Origin of the sequence: Weizmannia sp. FSL W8-0676, from assembly GCF_038593015.1 — a bacterium.
GTDB lineage: Bacteria > Bacillota > Bacilli > Bacillales > Bacillaceae_C > Weizmannia > Weizmannia coagulans.
Genome location: NZ_CP151954.1, coordinates 2,938,542 through 2,952,207, shown reverse-complemented (window position 1 = coordinate 2,952,207; position 13,666 = coordinate 2,938,542). Strand labels below are relative to the sequence as shown.

The 13,666-nt window shown below is 51.7% G+C and carries 11 protein-coding genes, 2 rRNA genes and 1 riboswitch; of the genes, 12 read left to right on the top strand and 1 reads right to left on the bottom strand.

Annotation, left to right across the window (positions count from 1 at the left end):
• The first annotated feature begins 20 nt into the window (after positions 1–20).
• Positions 21–2,953, top strand: a 23S ribosomal RNA gene (locus NST20_RS14465).
• A 244-nt stretch (positions 2,954–3,197) separates the two neighbouring features.
• Positions 3,198–3,313: ribosomal RNA gene (rrf, locus tag NST20_RS14460) — 5S ribosomal RNA — on the top strand.
• A gap of 152 nt (positions 3,314–3,465) precedes the next feature.
• Here the strand turns inward: rrf and NST20_RS14455 are convergent.
• Positions 3,466–4,194 carry a DsbA family oxidoreductase gene (locus tag NST20_RS14455; RefSeq protein ID WP_342399739.1) on the bottom strand — a complete coding sequence of 243 codons (729 nt, stop codon included), beginning with the start codon at positions 4,192–4,194 and terminating at the stop codon, positions 3,466–3,468.
• A 150-nt stretch (positions 4,195–4,344) separates the two neighbouring features.
• Here NST20_RS14455 and NST20_RS14450 point away from each other — a divergent pair, with 150 nt between their 5' ends.
• The 10 genes from NST20_RS14450 to purF all read left to right on the top strand — a co-directional run bounded on the left by NST20_RS14450 (position 4,345) and on the right by purF (position 13,661).
• A complete protein-coding gene (locus tag NST20_RS14450) occupies positions 4,345–4,887 on the top strand; it encodes a DUF2179 domain-containing protein (protein WP_013860607.1) in 543 nt (180 codons plus the stop codon).
• Positions 4,884–5,096 carry an NETI motif-containing protein gene (locus NST20_RS14445; protein WP_013860606.1) on the top strand — a complete coding sequence of 71 codons (213 nt, stop codon included), beginning with the start codon at positions 4,884–4,886 and terminating at the stop codon, positions 5,094–5,096. Before NST20_RS14450 ends, NST20_RS14445 begins: the two co-directional genes overlap by 4 nt.
• A 48-nt stretch (positions 5,097–5,144) precedes the next feature.
• A riboswitch (purine riboswitch) is annotated at positions 5,145–5,245 on the top strand.
• A 117-nt stretch (positions 5,246–5,362) separates the two neighbouring features.
• A complete protein-coding gene (gene purE / locus NST20_RS14440) occupies positions 5,363–5,863 on the top strand; it encodes a 5-(carboxyamino)imidazole ribonucleotide mutase (protein ID WP_118498877.1) in 501 nt (166 codons plus the stop codon).
• Positions 5,844–7,004 carry a 5-(carboxyamino)imidazole ribonucleotide synthase gene (gene purK, locus NST20_RS14435; RefSeq protein WP_328005183.1) on the top strand — a complete coding sequence of 387 codons (1,161 nt, stop codon included), beginning with the start codon at positions 5,844–5,846 and terminating at the stop codon, positions 7,002–7,004. Before purE ends, purK begins: the two co-directional genes overlap by 20 nt.
• The gene (gene purB / locus NST20_RS14430) at positions 6,997–8,292 is read left to right on the top strand and encodes an adenylosuccinate lyase (RefSeq protein WP_342399738.1); all 1,296 of its coding nucleotides are present in this window, start codon (positions 6,997–6,999) and stop codon (positions 8,290–8,292) included. Before purK ends, purB begins: the two co-directional genes overlap by 8 nt.
• A gap of 89 nt (positions 8,293–8,381) precedes the next feature.
• The gene (gene purC / locus NST20_RS14425; RefSeq protein WP_029142044.1) at positions 8,382–9,092 is read left to right on the top strand and encodes a phosphoribosylaminoimidazolesuccinocarboxamide synthase; all 711 of its coding nucleotides are present in this window, start codon (positions 8,382–8,384) and stop codon (positions 9,090–9,092) included.
• Positions 9,085–9,339: a phosphoribosylformylglycinamidine synthase subunit PurS gene (gene purS / locus NST20_RS14420; RefSeq protein ID WP_342399737.1), complete on the top strand. Its 255-nt coding sequence runs from the start codon at positions 9,085–9,087 to the stop codon at positions 9,337–9,339. Before purC ends, purS begins: the two co-directional genes overlap by 8 nt.
• Positions 9,336–10,019 carry a phosphoribosylformylglycinamidine synthase subunit PurQ gene (gene purQ / locus NST20_RS14415; RefSeq protein WP_017552973.1) on the top strand — a complete coding sequence of 228 codons (684 nt, stop codon included), beginning with the start codon at positions 9,336–9,338 and terminating at the stop codon, positions 10,017–10,019. Before purS ends, purQ begins: the two co-directional genes overlap by 4 nt.
• Complete coding sequence (gene purL / locus NST20_RS14410; RefSeq protein ID WP_342399736.1) at positions 10,003–12,252, top strand: phosphoribosylformylglycinamidine synthase subunit PurL; 2,250 nt, start codon at positions 10,003–10,005, stop codon at positions 12,250–12,252. Before purQ ends, purL begins: the two co-directional genes overlap by 17 nt.
• Positions 12,237–13,661 carry an amidophosphoribosyltransferase gene (gene purF, locus NST20_RS14405; protein WP_342399735.1) on the top strand — a complete coding sequence of 475 codons (1,425 nt, stop codon included), beginning with the start codon at positions 12,237–12,239 and terminating at the stop codon, positions 13,659–13,661. The genes purL and purF overlap by 16 nt, the downstream gene beginning before the upstream one ends.
• The last annotated feature ends 5 nt before the right edge of the window (positions 13,662–13,666 follow it).

The following is a 13,666-nucleotide window of genomic DNA, read 5'->3' as shown; positions in this document are numbered from 1 at the left end:
TTTGGATTTAAACCTTTTATGGTTAAGTTAGAAAGGGCGCACGGCGGATGCCTTGGCACTAGGAGCCGATGAAGGACGGTACAAACACCGATATGCTCCGGGGAGCTGTACGTAAGCTTTGATCCGGAGATTTCCGAATGGGGAAACCCCCTGTCTTTAATCGGACAGGATTCCTGCCTGAATCCATAGGGCAGGAAGGGCACACCCGGGGAACTGAAACATCTCAGTACCCGGAGGAAGAGAAAGCAATTGCGATTTCCCAAGTAGCGGCGAGCGAACAGGAAACAGCCCAAACCGGAAGGCTTGCCTTCCGGGGTTGTAGGACACTCATATGGGAGTTACAAAAGAACGGGGTAAGTGAAGCGGCCTGGAAAGGCCTGCCGGAGAAGGTAAAAGCCCTGTAACTGAAACTTCGTTCTCTCCCGAGTGGATCCTGAGTACGGCGGGACACGAGGAATCCCGCCGGAATCCGGGAGGACCATCTCCCAAGGCTAAATACTCCCTAGTGACCGATAGTGAACCAGTACCGTGAGGGAAAGGTGAAAAGCACCCCGGGAGGGGAGTGAAAGAGATCCTGAAACCGTGTGCCTACAAGTAGTCAGAGCCCGTTAACGGGTGATGGCGTGCCTTTTGTAGAATGAACCGGCGAGTTACGGTCTCATGCAAGGTTAAGCTGAAGAAGCGGAGCCGCAGCGAAAGCGAGTCTGAACAGGGCGAAAGAGTATGAGGCCGCAGACCCGAAACCAGGTGATCTACCCATGTCCAGGGTGAAGGCAAGGTAACACTTGCTGGAGGCCCGAACCCACGCACGTTGAAAAGTGCGGGGATGAGGTGTGGGTAGCGGAGAAATTCCAATCGAACTTGGAGATAGCTGGTTCTCTCCGAAATAGCTTTAGGGCTAGCCTCAAGCGGAGAGTTTTGGAGGTAGAGCACTGTTTGGACGAGGGGCCCTCATCGGGTTACCGAATTCAGACAAACTCCGAATGCCAAAAACTTATGCTTGGGAGTCAGACTGTGAGTGATAAGATCCATGGTCGAAAGGGAAACAGCCCAGACCGCCAGCTAAGGTCCCAAAGTATACGTTAAGTGGAAAAGGATGTGGCGTTGCTTAGACAACCAGGATGTTGGCTTAGAAGCAGCCATCATTCAAAGAGTGCGTAATAGCTCACTGGTCGAGTGACGCTGCGCCGAAAATGTACCGGGGCTAAACGTATCACCGAAGCTGCGGATGGACACCGTTTGGTGTCCGTGGTAGGAGAGCGTTCTAAGGGCGTTGAAGCCGGACCGGAAGGACCGGTGGAGCGCTTAGAAGTGAGAATGCCGGTATGAGTAGCGAAAGAAGGGTGAGAATCCCTTCCACCGAATGCCTAAGGTTTCCTGAGGAAGGCTCGTCCGCTCAGGGTTAGTCGGGGCCTAAGCCGAGGCCGAAAGGCGTAGGCGATGGACAACAGGTTGATATTCCTGTACCGCCTCTTCACCGTTTGAACGATGGGGGGACGCAGGAGGATAGGGCAAGCGCGACACTGGTTGATCGCGTCCAAGCAGTTAGGCCGGTGCGGAGGCAAATCCTTCGCGCCAAGGCGGAGCTGTGATGGCGAGGGAAATTAAAGTACCGAAGTTCCTGATTCCACACTGCCAAGAAAAGCCTCTAGTGAGGTGAAAGGCGCCCGTACCGCAAACCGACACAGGTAGGCGAGGAGAGAATCCTAAGGTGAGCGAGAGAACTCTCGTTAAGGAACTCGGCAAAATGACCCCGTAACTTCGGGAGAAGGGGTGCTTTTTGGGGTGTATGCCCCGGGAAGCCGCAGTGAATAGGCCCAGGCGACTGTTTAGCAAAAACACAGGTCTCTGCGAAGCCGCAAGGCGAAGTATAGGGGCTGACACCTGCCCGGTGCTGGAAGGTTAAGGAGAGGGGTTAGCCGCAAGGCGAAGCTCTGAACTGAAGCCCCAGTAAACGGCGGCCGTAACTATAACGGTCCTAAGGTAGCGAAATTCCTTGTCAGGTAAGTTCTGACCCGCACGAAAGGTGTAACGATCTGGGCACTGTCTCAACGAGAGACTCGGTGAAATTATAGTACCTGTGAAGATGCAGGTTACCCGCGACAGGACGGAAAGACCCCATGGAGCTTTACTGCAGCCTGATATTGAATTTTGGTACAGCTTGTACAGGATAGGTAGGAGCCTTGGAAACCGGAGCGCCAGCTTCGGCGGAGGCATCGGTGGGATACTACCCTGGCTGTATTGAAATTCTAACCCGCACCCCTTACCGGGGTGGGAGACAGTGTCAGGCAGGCAGTTTGACTGGGGCGGTCGCCTCCTAAAAGGTAACGGAGGCGCCCAAAGGTTCCCTCAGAATGGTTGGAAATCATTCGCAGAGTGTAAAGGCATAAGGGAGCTTGACTGCGAGACTTACAAGTCGGGCAGGGACGAAAGTCGGGCTTAGTGATCCGGTGGTTCCGCATGGAAGGGCCATCGCTCAACGGATAAAAGCTACCCTGGGGATAACAGGCTGATCTCCCCCAAGAGTCCACATCGACGGGGAGGTTTGGCACCTCGATGTCGGCTCATCGCATCCTGGGGCTGTAGTCGGTCCCAAGGGTTGGGCTGTTCGCCCATTAAAGCGGTACGCGAGCTGGGTTCAGAACGTCGTGAGACAGTTCGGTCCCTATCCGTCGCGGGCGCAGGAAATTTGAGAGGAGCTGTCCTTAGTACGAGAGGACCGGGATGGACGCACCGCTGGTGTACCAGTTGTCTTGCCAAAGGCATCGCTGGGTAGCTATGTGCGGAAGGGATAAGTGCTGAAAGCATCTAAGCATGAAGCCCCCCTCAAGATGAGATTTCCCACAGTTTATACTGGTAAGATCCCTGAAAGATGATCAGGTTGATAGGTCCGGGGTGGAAGCGCGGCGACGCGTGGAGCTGACGGATACTAATCGATCGAGGACTTAACCACGAAAAGCGGAAGCGCCTTGGTCATCGGCGTACGGATTTCGGAGCTTTCGACTGAGATAAAGGAAACACGGCGAGCCCCTAAAGGCGAGCCGATGCCCGCTTATCGTAGGGAGAAAGCGCAGAAATACGCTAGCCGATAGGCGCTGGAGCTAGACAATTCTCAAAGTTAGAAACCAAAGCTATTCTCAGTTTACAGTTTTTTCTCCCATCCGGTTTTCAGGGAACACACCCCAAAATTATACTGGTCCGGTGATGATGGCGGAAAGGTCACACCCGTTTCCATCCCGAACACGGAAGTTAAGCTTTCCAGCGCCGATGGTAGTTGGGGGTTTCCCCCTGCGAGAGTAGGACGTTGCCGGGCCAAATAAAAAAACGTAGACAAATCGTCTGCGTTTTTTTATTTGCTTTTTCTAAATCCGCGAACAAATTTTTCTAACCATCAGCGGATACAGAAAGAGTGCCCATAGGCGTATTTTAAAAAGGCAGGGAATATCCCTGCCTTTTATAACATGGTTACTTTTCTTCCTTCCCGGGTATAATGCAGCTTCCATCTGCACAGGCAACGTCTTCTTCGGTGGACAGGTCTTGCAGCACCGGCGCTGCGGCTTCTTCCTGCCATACTTTCTGAAGGGCGCTTGTAAAGGTTTCGAGCGGCTGGGCGCCGGAGATGGCGTATTTTTGGTTGAGAATAAAAAACGGGACGCCGGTGATGCCGTATTGCTGTGCGATGGCTTCATCCACGCGTACGTCATTTAAATAGGCATTCGGGTCACGAAGCACTTCCAAAGCTTTTTCCCGGCTGAGGCCTGCAGATTCGGCGATTGCGGCAAGTGTTTCGTGGTCACCGATATACGCTCCTTCTGTAAAATAGGCGTGGAACAGTTTTTCGGCGAGTTCCGCCCCTTTGCCTTCAGTCGCGGCAAACTTTTCAAGGCGGTGTGCATCCAGCGTGTTTGTCGGCTTCATGTTGTCAAAATCATAATGAAGCCCCACGCTTGCCGCCTGTTCACCGATCCCGCGGTTTGCCTTTTTTGCTTCTTCCATGCTGATGCCGTATTTCTCAGCAATCGCTTCGTGGATATTTTTGCCGATGCCTTTTTCGGCAGCAGGGTCAAGTTCAAACGCTTTAAATTCAACTTCCACCTGGTTCCGGTGCGGAAATTGTGCCAGCGCCATTTCCAAACGCCGTTTTCCAATATAGCAAAATGGGCAGACAAAGTCAGACCACACTTCAATTTTCATATGAACACCCCATTTCTTCGATTACCCCCTATCGTATCATAAAAAAGTTTTATCATAAAAAATCATGCTTATGGACACGTTTACTTTGCTCCGGCCGTGATATGATGGAAAAGAAGCAAAATGAATGTGTGATGAGGAGGGGGAACATCATTGCTCCACAATAGTATTGTCATGGTACTGATTATTTTTGTTGTTAATATTATCTATGTATCCTTTTCGACAACGAGGATGATTCTAACGTTAAAAGGATACCGGTATATTGCCGCTTTTGTCAGCATGGTTGAAATTATCGTGTATATCATCGGTCTCGGGCTTGTTCTTGATAATCTGAATAAGATTCAAAACATTATTGCGTATGCGGCTGGTTATGGAATCGGCGTCATGGTGGGGATGAAAATTGAAGAAAAACTGGCGCTCGGCTATATTACGGTCAATGTCATTACAACAGGGGCAAATCTGGATTTGGCAAAAAAATTGCGGGAAAGTGGCTACGGCGTTACTACATGGGATGCGCACGGGCTTGAAGGCGACCGGATTGCCCTCCAGGTTTTGACGCCGAGGAAATATGAGCTGAAATTATACCACGCGATTCAGACGATTGATCCAAAGGCCTTTATCATTGCATACGAGCCGAAAACCATTTACGGCGGTTTTTGGGTAAAAGCGGTGAAGAAAGGGAAATTGAGCAAATGAAAAAACAGTTTGAAGTGCTTGAAAATGAGACCATTGCGGACTGTCTGGCAAGAATGGAAAAAGAGGGCTTCCGGCCGGTCAGAAGAATCGAAAAGCCGGTGTTCCGGGAAGTCAAGAAAAACGGCAGGAAAGAATATGAGCCGGCCACTAGAAAAATTGTATTTGAAGGAAGGAAATCAAGTTCAGACCCGAACATTACCGGCCTGTAAAACATCAATTATTCGTTGACAGCAACAAGCCTCCCTGTTAAGATAAAAATACAAAGTGAATATGACCCTCATATATAATGGGAATACGGCCCATACGTCTCTACCCGGTTACCGTAAATAACCGGACTATGAGGGAAAGCGGAAGTTGGGAATCACAAGGTTTTCCATGCTTATTTGTGCTGCACCCGGATGGACTGCTTTCTCTCTAAAATAGAGCGGGCAGATCCGTCCGGGTTTTTTTGTACATAAACAGGGGAGGGATGCAGGTGGCAGTTGAAGTTGGCGTCATTATGGGCAGCATTTCGGACTGGGAAACGATGAAACATGCATGCGGCGTGCTGGATGAATTGAACGTGCCTTACGAGAAAAAAGTCGTCTCTGCACACCGGACGCCGGATCTGATGTTTCAATATGCAGAACAGGCAAGAAGCAGGGGCGTAAAAGTCATCATTGCGGGAGCAGGCGGCGCGGCTCATTTGCCGGGGATGGTCGCAGCAAAAACGACGTTGCCAGTCATCGGCGTGCCGGTCCGGTCAAAAGCGCTGAACGGCCTTGACTCTTTGCTTTCAATCGTGCAGATGCCGGGCGGTGTCCCGGTTGCAACGGTCGCGATCGGAAAAGCGGGCGCAACAAATGCCGGACTGCTTGCCGCCCAAATTTTATCCACAACAAACGAACATATTGCCAAAAGGCTTGAACAAAGACGGGAAAGACTTTCGAAAACCGTATATGAAAGCAGTGATCAACTTGAACAGGAAAATAATTAAACCGGGGAGTACAATCGGCATCATCGGCGGCGGCCAGCTCGGGAGAATGATGGCCCTTGCCGCAAAAGAGGCGGGTTTTAAGATCATTGTCCTTGATCCTGTGCCGGATTGCCCGTGTGCGCAGGTGGCGGACGGGCAGATCACGGCGCCATATAATGATGAAGCGGCATTGCGGGAGCTCGGGGAACGATGCGATGTGCTCACCTATGAATTTGAAAATATCGATTATGAAACATTGAAAAAGGCCACCGGATTTGCCCATGTGCCACAAGGAGCGGAACTGATCCGGATCACGCAGAACCGTATTTTTGAAAAAGAAGCAGTTGCAAAAGCAGGTGTCCGGGTTGCGCCGTACCGCATCGTTGAAAACGCGGCGGATTTGAAAGAAGCTGTTGGGGAAATTGGCTATCCATGTATTTTAAAAACGGCGCGCGGCGGTTATGATGGAAAAGGGCAGATCACGCTCCGGCATGAAGGGGATTTTAAGGAAACGGATCCGCTTCTTGCCCACGGCGCATGTGTCCTTGAAAAAATGATTCCATTTACAAAAGAACTTTCTGTCATCATCACCCGGAATGAAACAGGGGAAACGAGCCTTTTTCCGGTAGTTGAAAATATTCATCACAACCATATTTTGCATCAAACAATCGCGCCGGCACGGGTGGAAAATACGGTGAAAAAAGAGGCGGAGCAACTCGCCCTAAAGGTGGCAGAGCAGCTTCATTTAACCGGCACGCTTGCAGTCGAAATGTTTTTAGAAGCGGACGGCACGCTTTATGTCAATGAACTGGCGCCGCGCCCGCATAATTCCGGGCATTACTCGATTGAAGCCTGTTCGATTTCGCAATTTGGCCAGCATATCCGCGCGATCTGCAACTGGCCGCTCCGCAAAGTGGAACTTTTGAAGCCGGCTGTTATGAATAATCTGCTCGGCCAGCACGTCGAAAGGGCGCTTACGCAAATTCCTTACCAGCCGGAATGGTCGGTCCATCTTTACGGCAAAAAAGAAGCGAAATTCCAGCGAAAGATGGGCCATATTACAGTGCTGACAGAGGAAATCGAAGAGACTTTGCTTTCCCTTGAACAGTCCGGTGTATGGCAGGATGTACAGAAACGATCGGAGGCAGCAGTGAATGATTGAACGCTATACAAGGCCTGAAATGGGCGCCATCTGGACAGACGAAAATAAATACAAAGCATGGCTTGAAGTGGAAATCCTTGCCTGTGAAGCATGGGCGGAGCTTGGGGAAATCCCGAAAGCAGATGTGCAAAAAATCCGTGAAAATGCCAGATTTGATGTTGAAAGAATTTTAGAAATTGAGCAGGAAACGCGCCACGATGTTGTCGCTTTTACAAGGGCCGTTTCGGAGTCGCTCGGCGAAGAAAGAAAATGGGTGCATTACGGGCTGACGTCCACGGATGTGGTCGATACGGCGCTTTCTTATTTGATCAAACAGGCAAATGAAATCATTGAAAAAGACCTTGAACGTTTTATTGAAATTTTAAAGCAAAAAGCAATTGAACATAAATACACCGTCATGATGGGCCGTACCCACGGCGTCCATGCCGAACCGACCACTTTTGGCCTGAAAATGGCGCTCTGGCACGAAGAAATGAAACGGAATCTCGAACGCTTCAGGCAAGCGGCGGACGGCATCCGTTACGGGAAATTAAGCGGTGCTGTCGGGACCTATGCCAACATCGACCCGTTCGTTGAGCAGTATGTCTGCGGGAAACTCGGCTTAAAGCCGGCGCCCATCTCCACGCAAACGCTGCAGCGCGACCGCCACGCTTATTACATCGCGACCTTGTCTTTGATCGCGACATCGATTGAAAAATTTGCTACGGAAATCAGGGGGCTGCAAAAAAGCGAAACCCGTGAAGTGGAAGAGTTTTTCAGCAAAGGGCAAAAAGGATCGTCCGCGATGCCGCATAAACGCAATCCGATCGGTTCGGAAAATATGACCGGGATGGCGCGGGTGCTGCGCGGCTATATGGTAACGGCGTATGAAAATGTCTCCCTTTGGCATGAGCGCGACATCTCGCATTCTTCCGCGGAACGGATTATTTTGCCGGATGCAACGATTGCTATTAATTATATGCTGAACCGGTTCGGCAATATTGTGAAAAACCTGACCGTCTTCCCGGAAAATATGAAACGGAACATGGACAAAACGCTCGGTCTCATTTATTCACAGCGGGTTTTGCTTGCCCTGATTGATAAAGGCATGTCCCGTGAAGCTGCATACGATACGGTGCAGCCGAAAGCAATGGAGTCGTGGAAAAAACAAGTGCCGTTTAAGGAACTGTTGAAAAAAGACCCGGCCATCCAAAGCAGGCTCACGGAAGCAGAACTCGAGGAATGCTTTGACTACCATTATCATTTGAAACATGTCGATACGATTTTTGACCGTCTCGGGCTGAACTGAACCGGGGCGGCCGGGTGAATTCAGCCCGGCTGTCCCGGAAAATAAAAAGCGGCTGCGAAATTTGCGCAGCAGGCTAAGGAGGCAGGCGCATGCTTGTATACGAGGGGAAAGCAAAACGGTTGTATGAAACAGAGGATCCGGATGTATTGCGCGTCGAGTACAAAGACTCGGCCACCGCGTTTAATGGCGTGAAAAAAGCGGAGATTGAAGGAAAAGGGAAGCTGAACAATGAGATTTCAAGCCTGATCTTTAAGCGGCTTGCGGACAAAGGGGTCAAGAGCCATTTTATCCGTAAAATATCGGAACGCGAACAGCTTGTGCGCCGGGTGGAGATCATCCCGCTTGAAGTAGTCGTCCGCAATGTCGTGGCGGGCAGCCTTGCAAAGCGCCTCGGGCTTGAAGAAGGAACGCCGGCCGGGCAGCCGGTTGTCGAATTTTATTATAAAAAGGACGAACTCGGCGACCCGCTCATTACAGAAGACCATGTACGGCTTTTAGGGATTGCAAGTTCGGAAGATTTGCAGTTTTTAAGAAAACAGGCGCTCGTTGTCAATGAGAGCCTAACGGCGCTGTTTGCGGAAATCGGCGTCCGCCTTGTGGATTTCAAACTCGAGTTCGGACGCGGACGTGACGGGGCGATCCTTTTGGCCGATGAAATTTCCCCGGATACGTGCAGGCTCTGGGACCGGGCAACGAATGAAAAGCTGGATAAAGATGTGTTCCGCCGGGATTTGGGCAGTTTAACGGAAGTTTACCAGGAAATCTTAAATCGCTTGAGAGGAGATATTTCGCATGTATAAAGTGAAAGTCTATGTCACCTTGCGCGAGGGCATCCTTGATCCGCAGGGGGCTGCCATCAACCAGTCGCTTGTCCAGCTCGGCTACAGTGAAGTGCAGGACGTGCGGGCCGGAAAATATTTGGAGCTGCTTATAGAAAAAACGGACCGGGACCTGGATGACGTCATCCGGGAAGTGTGCGGGCGGGTGCTCTCAAATCCTGTCATCGAAGACTACCGCTATGAAATTGAGGAGTGTGTTGCGCCGTGAAGTTTGCATGTCTTGTTTTTCCGGGATCGAACTGTGACACCGATATGTTTCATGCGATTCAAGATGCACTTGGTGAAGAAGCGGCATACGTCCGCCATGATGCGGATAGCTTAGATGGTTTTGACGGGATCCTCCTGCCGGGCGGGTTTTCGTACGGCGACTATTTGCGGACAGGCGCGATCGCACGCTTTTCGCCGGTCATGCAGGCTGTTGCAAGAGCTGCTGAAGAGGGCAAACCGGTGCTTGGCGTCTGCAACGGATTTCAAATTTTGCTTGAAGCCGGCCTTTTGCCGGGGGCCATGCTCCGGAACGCAGGCTTGAAATTCGTCTGCAAAACGGTGCCGCTTGTAGTCGAAAATGCCGCAACGATGTTTACTTCCCTGTATGAGCAGGGGGAAACGATCCGGATTCCGGTTGCCCACGGGGAGGGGAACTATACTTGCGATGCGGAAACGCTCGAAAAGCTGAAAGAAAACAGGCAAATTGTGTTCACGTACGGGGAAAATCCTAACGGGAGTATTGCCAATATTGCGGGAATTATGAACGAACAAGGCAATGTGCTCGGGATGATGCCCCATCCGGAACGGGCCGTTGAAGCATTACTCGGAAGCACGGACGGTTTGAAGCTGTTTAAATCCATTGTAAAAAACTGGAGGGAATCCCATGCCGTTATTGCTTGAACCAGGACCGGCCGAAATCAAAAGCCAAAAGATTTACCGTGAAATCGGGCTGACAGACGAAGAATTCGCACGAGTCGAAACGATTCTCGGCCGGACGCCGAACTATACCGAAACAGGGCTGTTTGCCGTCATGTGGTCGGAACATTGCAGTTACAAAAACTCTAAGCCGGTCTTAAAAAAGTTTCCGGTAAAAGGCGAACGCGTTCTCCAGGGGCCCGGGGAAGGCGCCGGCATCATTGATATCGGCGACGGGCTGGCGGTTGTTTTTAAAATTGAAAGCCATAACCACCCGTCCGCGATTGAACCGTACCAGGGCGCGGCAACGGGCGTCGGCGGGATTATCCGCGATGTGTTTTCGATGGGGGCAAGGCCGGTTGCGCTTCTCAATTCGCTCCGTTTCGGCGAACTCGATTCCCCGCGGGTGAAACGTCTTTTCAAAGAAGTCGTTGCCGGAATTGCGGGCTACGGCAATTGCATCGGGATTCCGACAGTCGGTGGGGAAGTGGCATTTGATCCGTGTTATGACGGCAATCCGCTCGTTAACGCGATGTGCGTCGGCCTGATCGAACATAAAGACATTCAAAAAGGGCAGGCGCGCGGCATCGGGAACACGGTCATGTATGTTGGCGCAAAAACAGGAAGGGACGGCATCCACGGCGCCACCTTTGCCTCCGGGCAGCTCAGCGAAGATTCGGAGGAAAAGCGCCCGGCAGTCCAAGTTGGCGATCCGTTTATGGAAAAACTGCTCCTTGAAGCCTGCCTCGAACTTGTCCGCCATGATGCGCTCGTCGGCATCCAGGATATGGGGGCGGCCGGGCTCATCAGCTCCTCTTCCGAAATGGCCAGCAAGGCGGGCGTCGGGCTTGTAATGAATCTTGACCGCATTCCGCAGCGCGAAACTGGGATGACGCCATATGAAATGATGCTCTCCGAATCGCAGGAACGGATGCTGATTGTCGTAAAAAAAGGCCGGGAACCGGAAATCATCCGCCTTTTTCAAAAATACGGGCTTGATGCGGTTGCTATCGGAACGGTAACCGGCGATAAAATGCTCAAATTGTACCACAACGGCGAACTTGTCGCGGATGTGCCGGCCGATGCGCTTGCAGAAGATGCGCCCGTCTACCATAAACCGTCCAAAATGCCGGCTTATTTTGCAGCCTGCCAAGCGATGAAACCACAAATTCCGGCGGTGGAAAATCTTCAGGAAACCTTTTTCCAATTGCTCAAACAGCCAACCATTGCCAGCAAAGAATGGGTGTATGAACAGTACGACTCTCAGGTGCGGACGAACACGGTGGTCATGCCGGGCTCGGATGCAGCCGTCATCCGGATCCGCGGGACAAGAAAAGCGCTCGCGATGACAACGGACTGCAACGCCCGCTACGTCTATTTGGATCCGGAAACAGGCGGGAAAATCGCAGTGGCGGAAGCGGCACGCAACATTATCTGTTCCGGAGCCCAGCCGCTTGGCGTGACAGACTGCCTGAACTTTGGCGCACCGGAAAAGCCGGAAATTTTCTGGCAGCTCGAAAAAGCGGCAGATGGCATGAGCGAAGCATGCCGCGCGCTTGAAACCCCGGTCATTGGCGGCAATGTCTCCCTGTATAATGAAACATTGCAAAAAACAGAAAACGGGGAAGTGTCCGTACAGGCTGTATATCCGACACCGGTTGTTGGCATGGTCGGACTTCTCGAAGACATCAAATATGTGACCACGCAGACATTTAAACAGGCTGGTGACCTCATCTATCTGATCGGGGAAGCAAAACCGGAATTCGGCGGCAGCGAACTGCAAAAGCTTACGGACGGCCAAATTTCCGGAAAACCGCCGGCACTCGATTTGGAAACTGAAGCCCGGCGCCAGCACCAACTGCTTGCTGCGATCCAGTCCGGCCTTGTGCAAAGCGCCCATGACGTCTCGGAAGGCGGTTTTGCACCGGCACTCTCCGAATGCCTGTTTGGGACGGAAAATTTGGGGGCCAATGTCGTTTTAAAGGGCAACCCGGTTACGGCGTTATTCAGTGAAACCCAGTCACGATTTATTGTGTCAGTGAAAAAAGAGCACCAGCAGGCGTTTCAAAATTTGGTGAATGAGGCTGTTTGGATTGGCCATGTCACGGATGATAAGCAAATAACCATCAAAGGGGAAAACGGGGAGACGTGGATTCTGGCGGATACAGCGGAATGTGAAACGGCTTGGAAAGGAGCCTTAAGATGCTTGCTGAAATAAAGGGATTAAATGAGGAATGCGGGATTTTCGCGGTATGGGGCCACAAAGATGCAGCGCAACTTGCCTATTACGGGCTCCACAGCCTGCAGCACAGGGGGCAGGAAGGTGCGGGTATCGTAGTCAAACAAAACGGGCGACTCATTGGAAAAAAAGGGGAAGGGCTTGTGACGGAAGTATTTTCAGCCCAGTCTTTTGCCGGGCTTGACGGGGATGCAGCCCTCGGGCATGTCCGCTACGCAACAGCGGGCGGCGGCGGGATTGAAAACGTCCAGCCGCTTCTGTTCCATTCGCAAAACGGCAGCCTTGCGCTTGCGCATAATGGCAATCTCGTCAACGCGCATACATTGAAGCACCAGCTTGAAATGCAGGGCAGCATTTTCCAGACGACATCCGATACAGAGGTGCTCGCCCATTTAATGAAAAGAAGCGGCTACCGTACCATGAAAGAACAGATGAAAAGCGCGCTTACGATGCTAAAGGGGGCGTATGCATTTGCTGTTATGACTGAAGATGAGCTGCTCGTCGCCCTTGACCCAAACGGTTTGCGCCCACTTTCACTCGGACAAATCGGCGACGCTTATTGCGTTGCGTCGGAAACATGCGCGCTTGATATTGTCGGGGCTGAGTTTATCCGCGATATCCGTCCTGGTGAACTCGTATCGATCAGCAGCCGCGGCATTGAGTCGGAGCAGTATGCGTATGCTGCGAATCCGGCCATTTGCACAATGGAATATGTTTATTTTTCCCGGCCGGACAGCAATATCCACGGCATCAACGTCCATGCCGCCCGCAAGAATATGGGGAGAAGGCTTGCAATCCAGGCGGGCATTGACGCGGATGTCGTAACCGGCGTGCCGGATTCAAGCATTTCGGCGGCGATCGGTTATGCGGAACAATCCGGCATCCCTTATGAAATGGGCCTGATCAAAAACCGTTATGTCGGGCGCACGTTCATCCAGCCGTCGCAGTCGCTGCGCGAACAGGGTGTGAAAATGAAACTGTCGCCGGTGCGCGCCATCGTCGAAGGAAAGCGGGTGGTCATGGTTGATGATTCGATCGTGCGCGGAACGACAAGCAAACGGATCGTCACCATGCTCCGCGATGCCGGGGCAACGGAAGTGCATGTATGCATCAGCTCGCCGCCGATGAAACATCCGTGTTTTTACGGCATTGACACATCGACGCATGAAGAACTGATCGCAGCCCGCCACAGCGTGGAGGAAATCCGCCAGATCATCGGCGCAGACACCCTCACTTTTTTGACGGTTGACAATATGCTCGAGGCAATCGGCAGGCCGGCGATCAATGAAACATGCGGCCAGTGCCTTGCCTGTTTTACCGGCAAGTATCCGACGGAAATTTATCCGGATACGGTGCTGCCGCATGAAAAAGAACTGATTCAAAAATAGCAATT

Bases quoted from the DNA above. Each gene is read 5' to 3' on its own strand.
- NST20_RS14455 (WP_342399739.1), bottom strand. From the start codon at position 4,194: ATGAAAATTGAAGTGTGGTCTGACTTTGTCTGCCCATTTTGCTATATT.
- NST20_RS14445 (WP_013860606.1), top strand. From the start codon at position 4,884: ATGAAAAAACAGTTTGAAGTGCTTGAAAATGAGACCATTGCGGACTGT.
- purB (WP_342399738.1), top strand. From the start codon at position 6,997: ATGATTGAACGCTATACAAGGCCTGAAATGGGCGCCATCTGGACAGAC.
- purC (WP_029142044.1), top strand. From the start codon at position 8,382: ATGCTTGTATACGAGGGGAAAGCAAAACGGTTGTATGAAACAGAGGAT.
- purS (WP_342399737.1), top strand. From the start codon at position 9,085: ATGTATAAAGTGAAAGTCTATGTCACCTTGCGCGAGGGCATCCTTGAT.
- purL (WP_342399736.1), top strand. From the start codon at position 10,003: ATGCCGTTATTGCTTGAACCAGGACCGGCCGAAATCAAAAGCCAAAAG.
- purF (WP_342399735.1), top strand. From the start codon at position 12,237: ATGCTTGCTGAAATAAAGGGATTAAATGAGGAATGCGGGATTTTCGCG.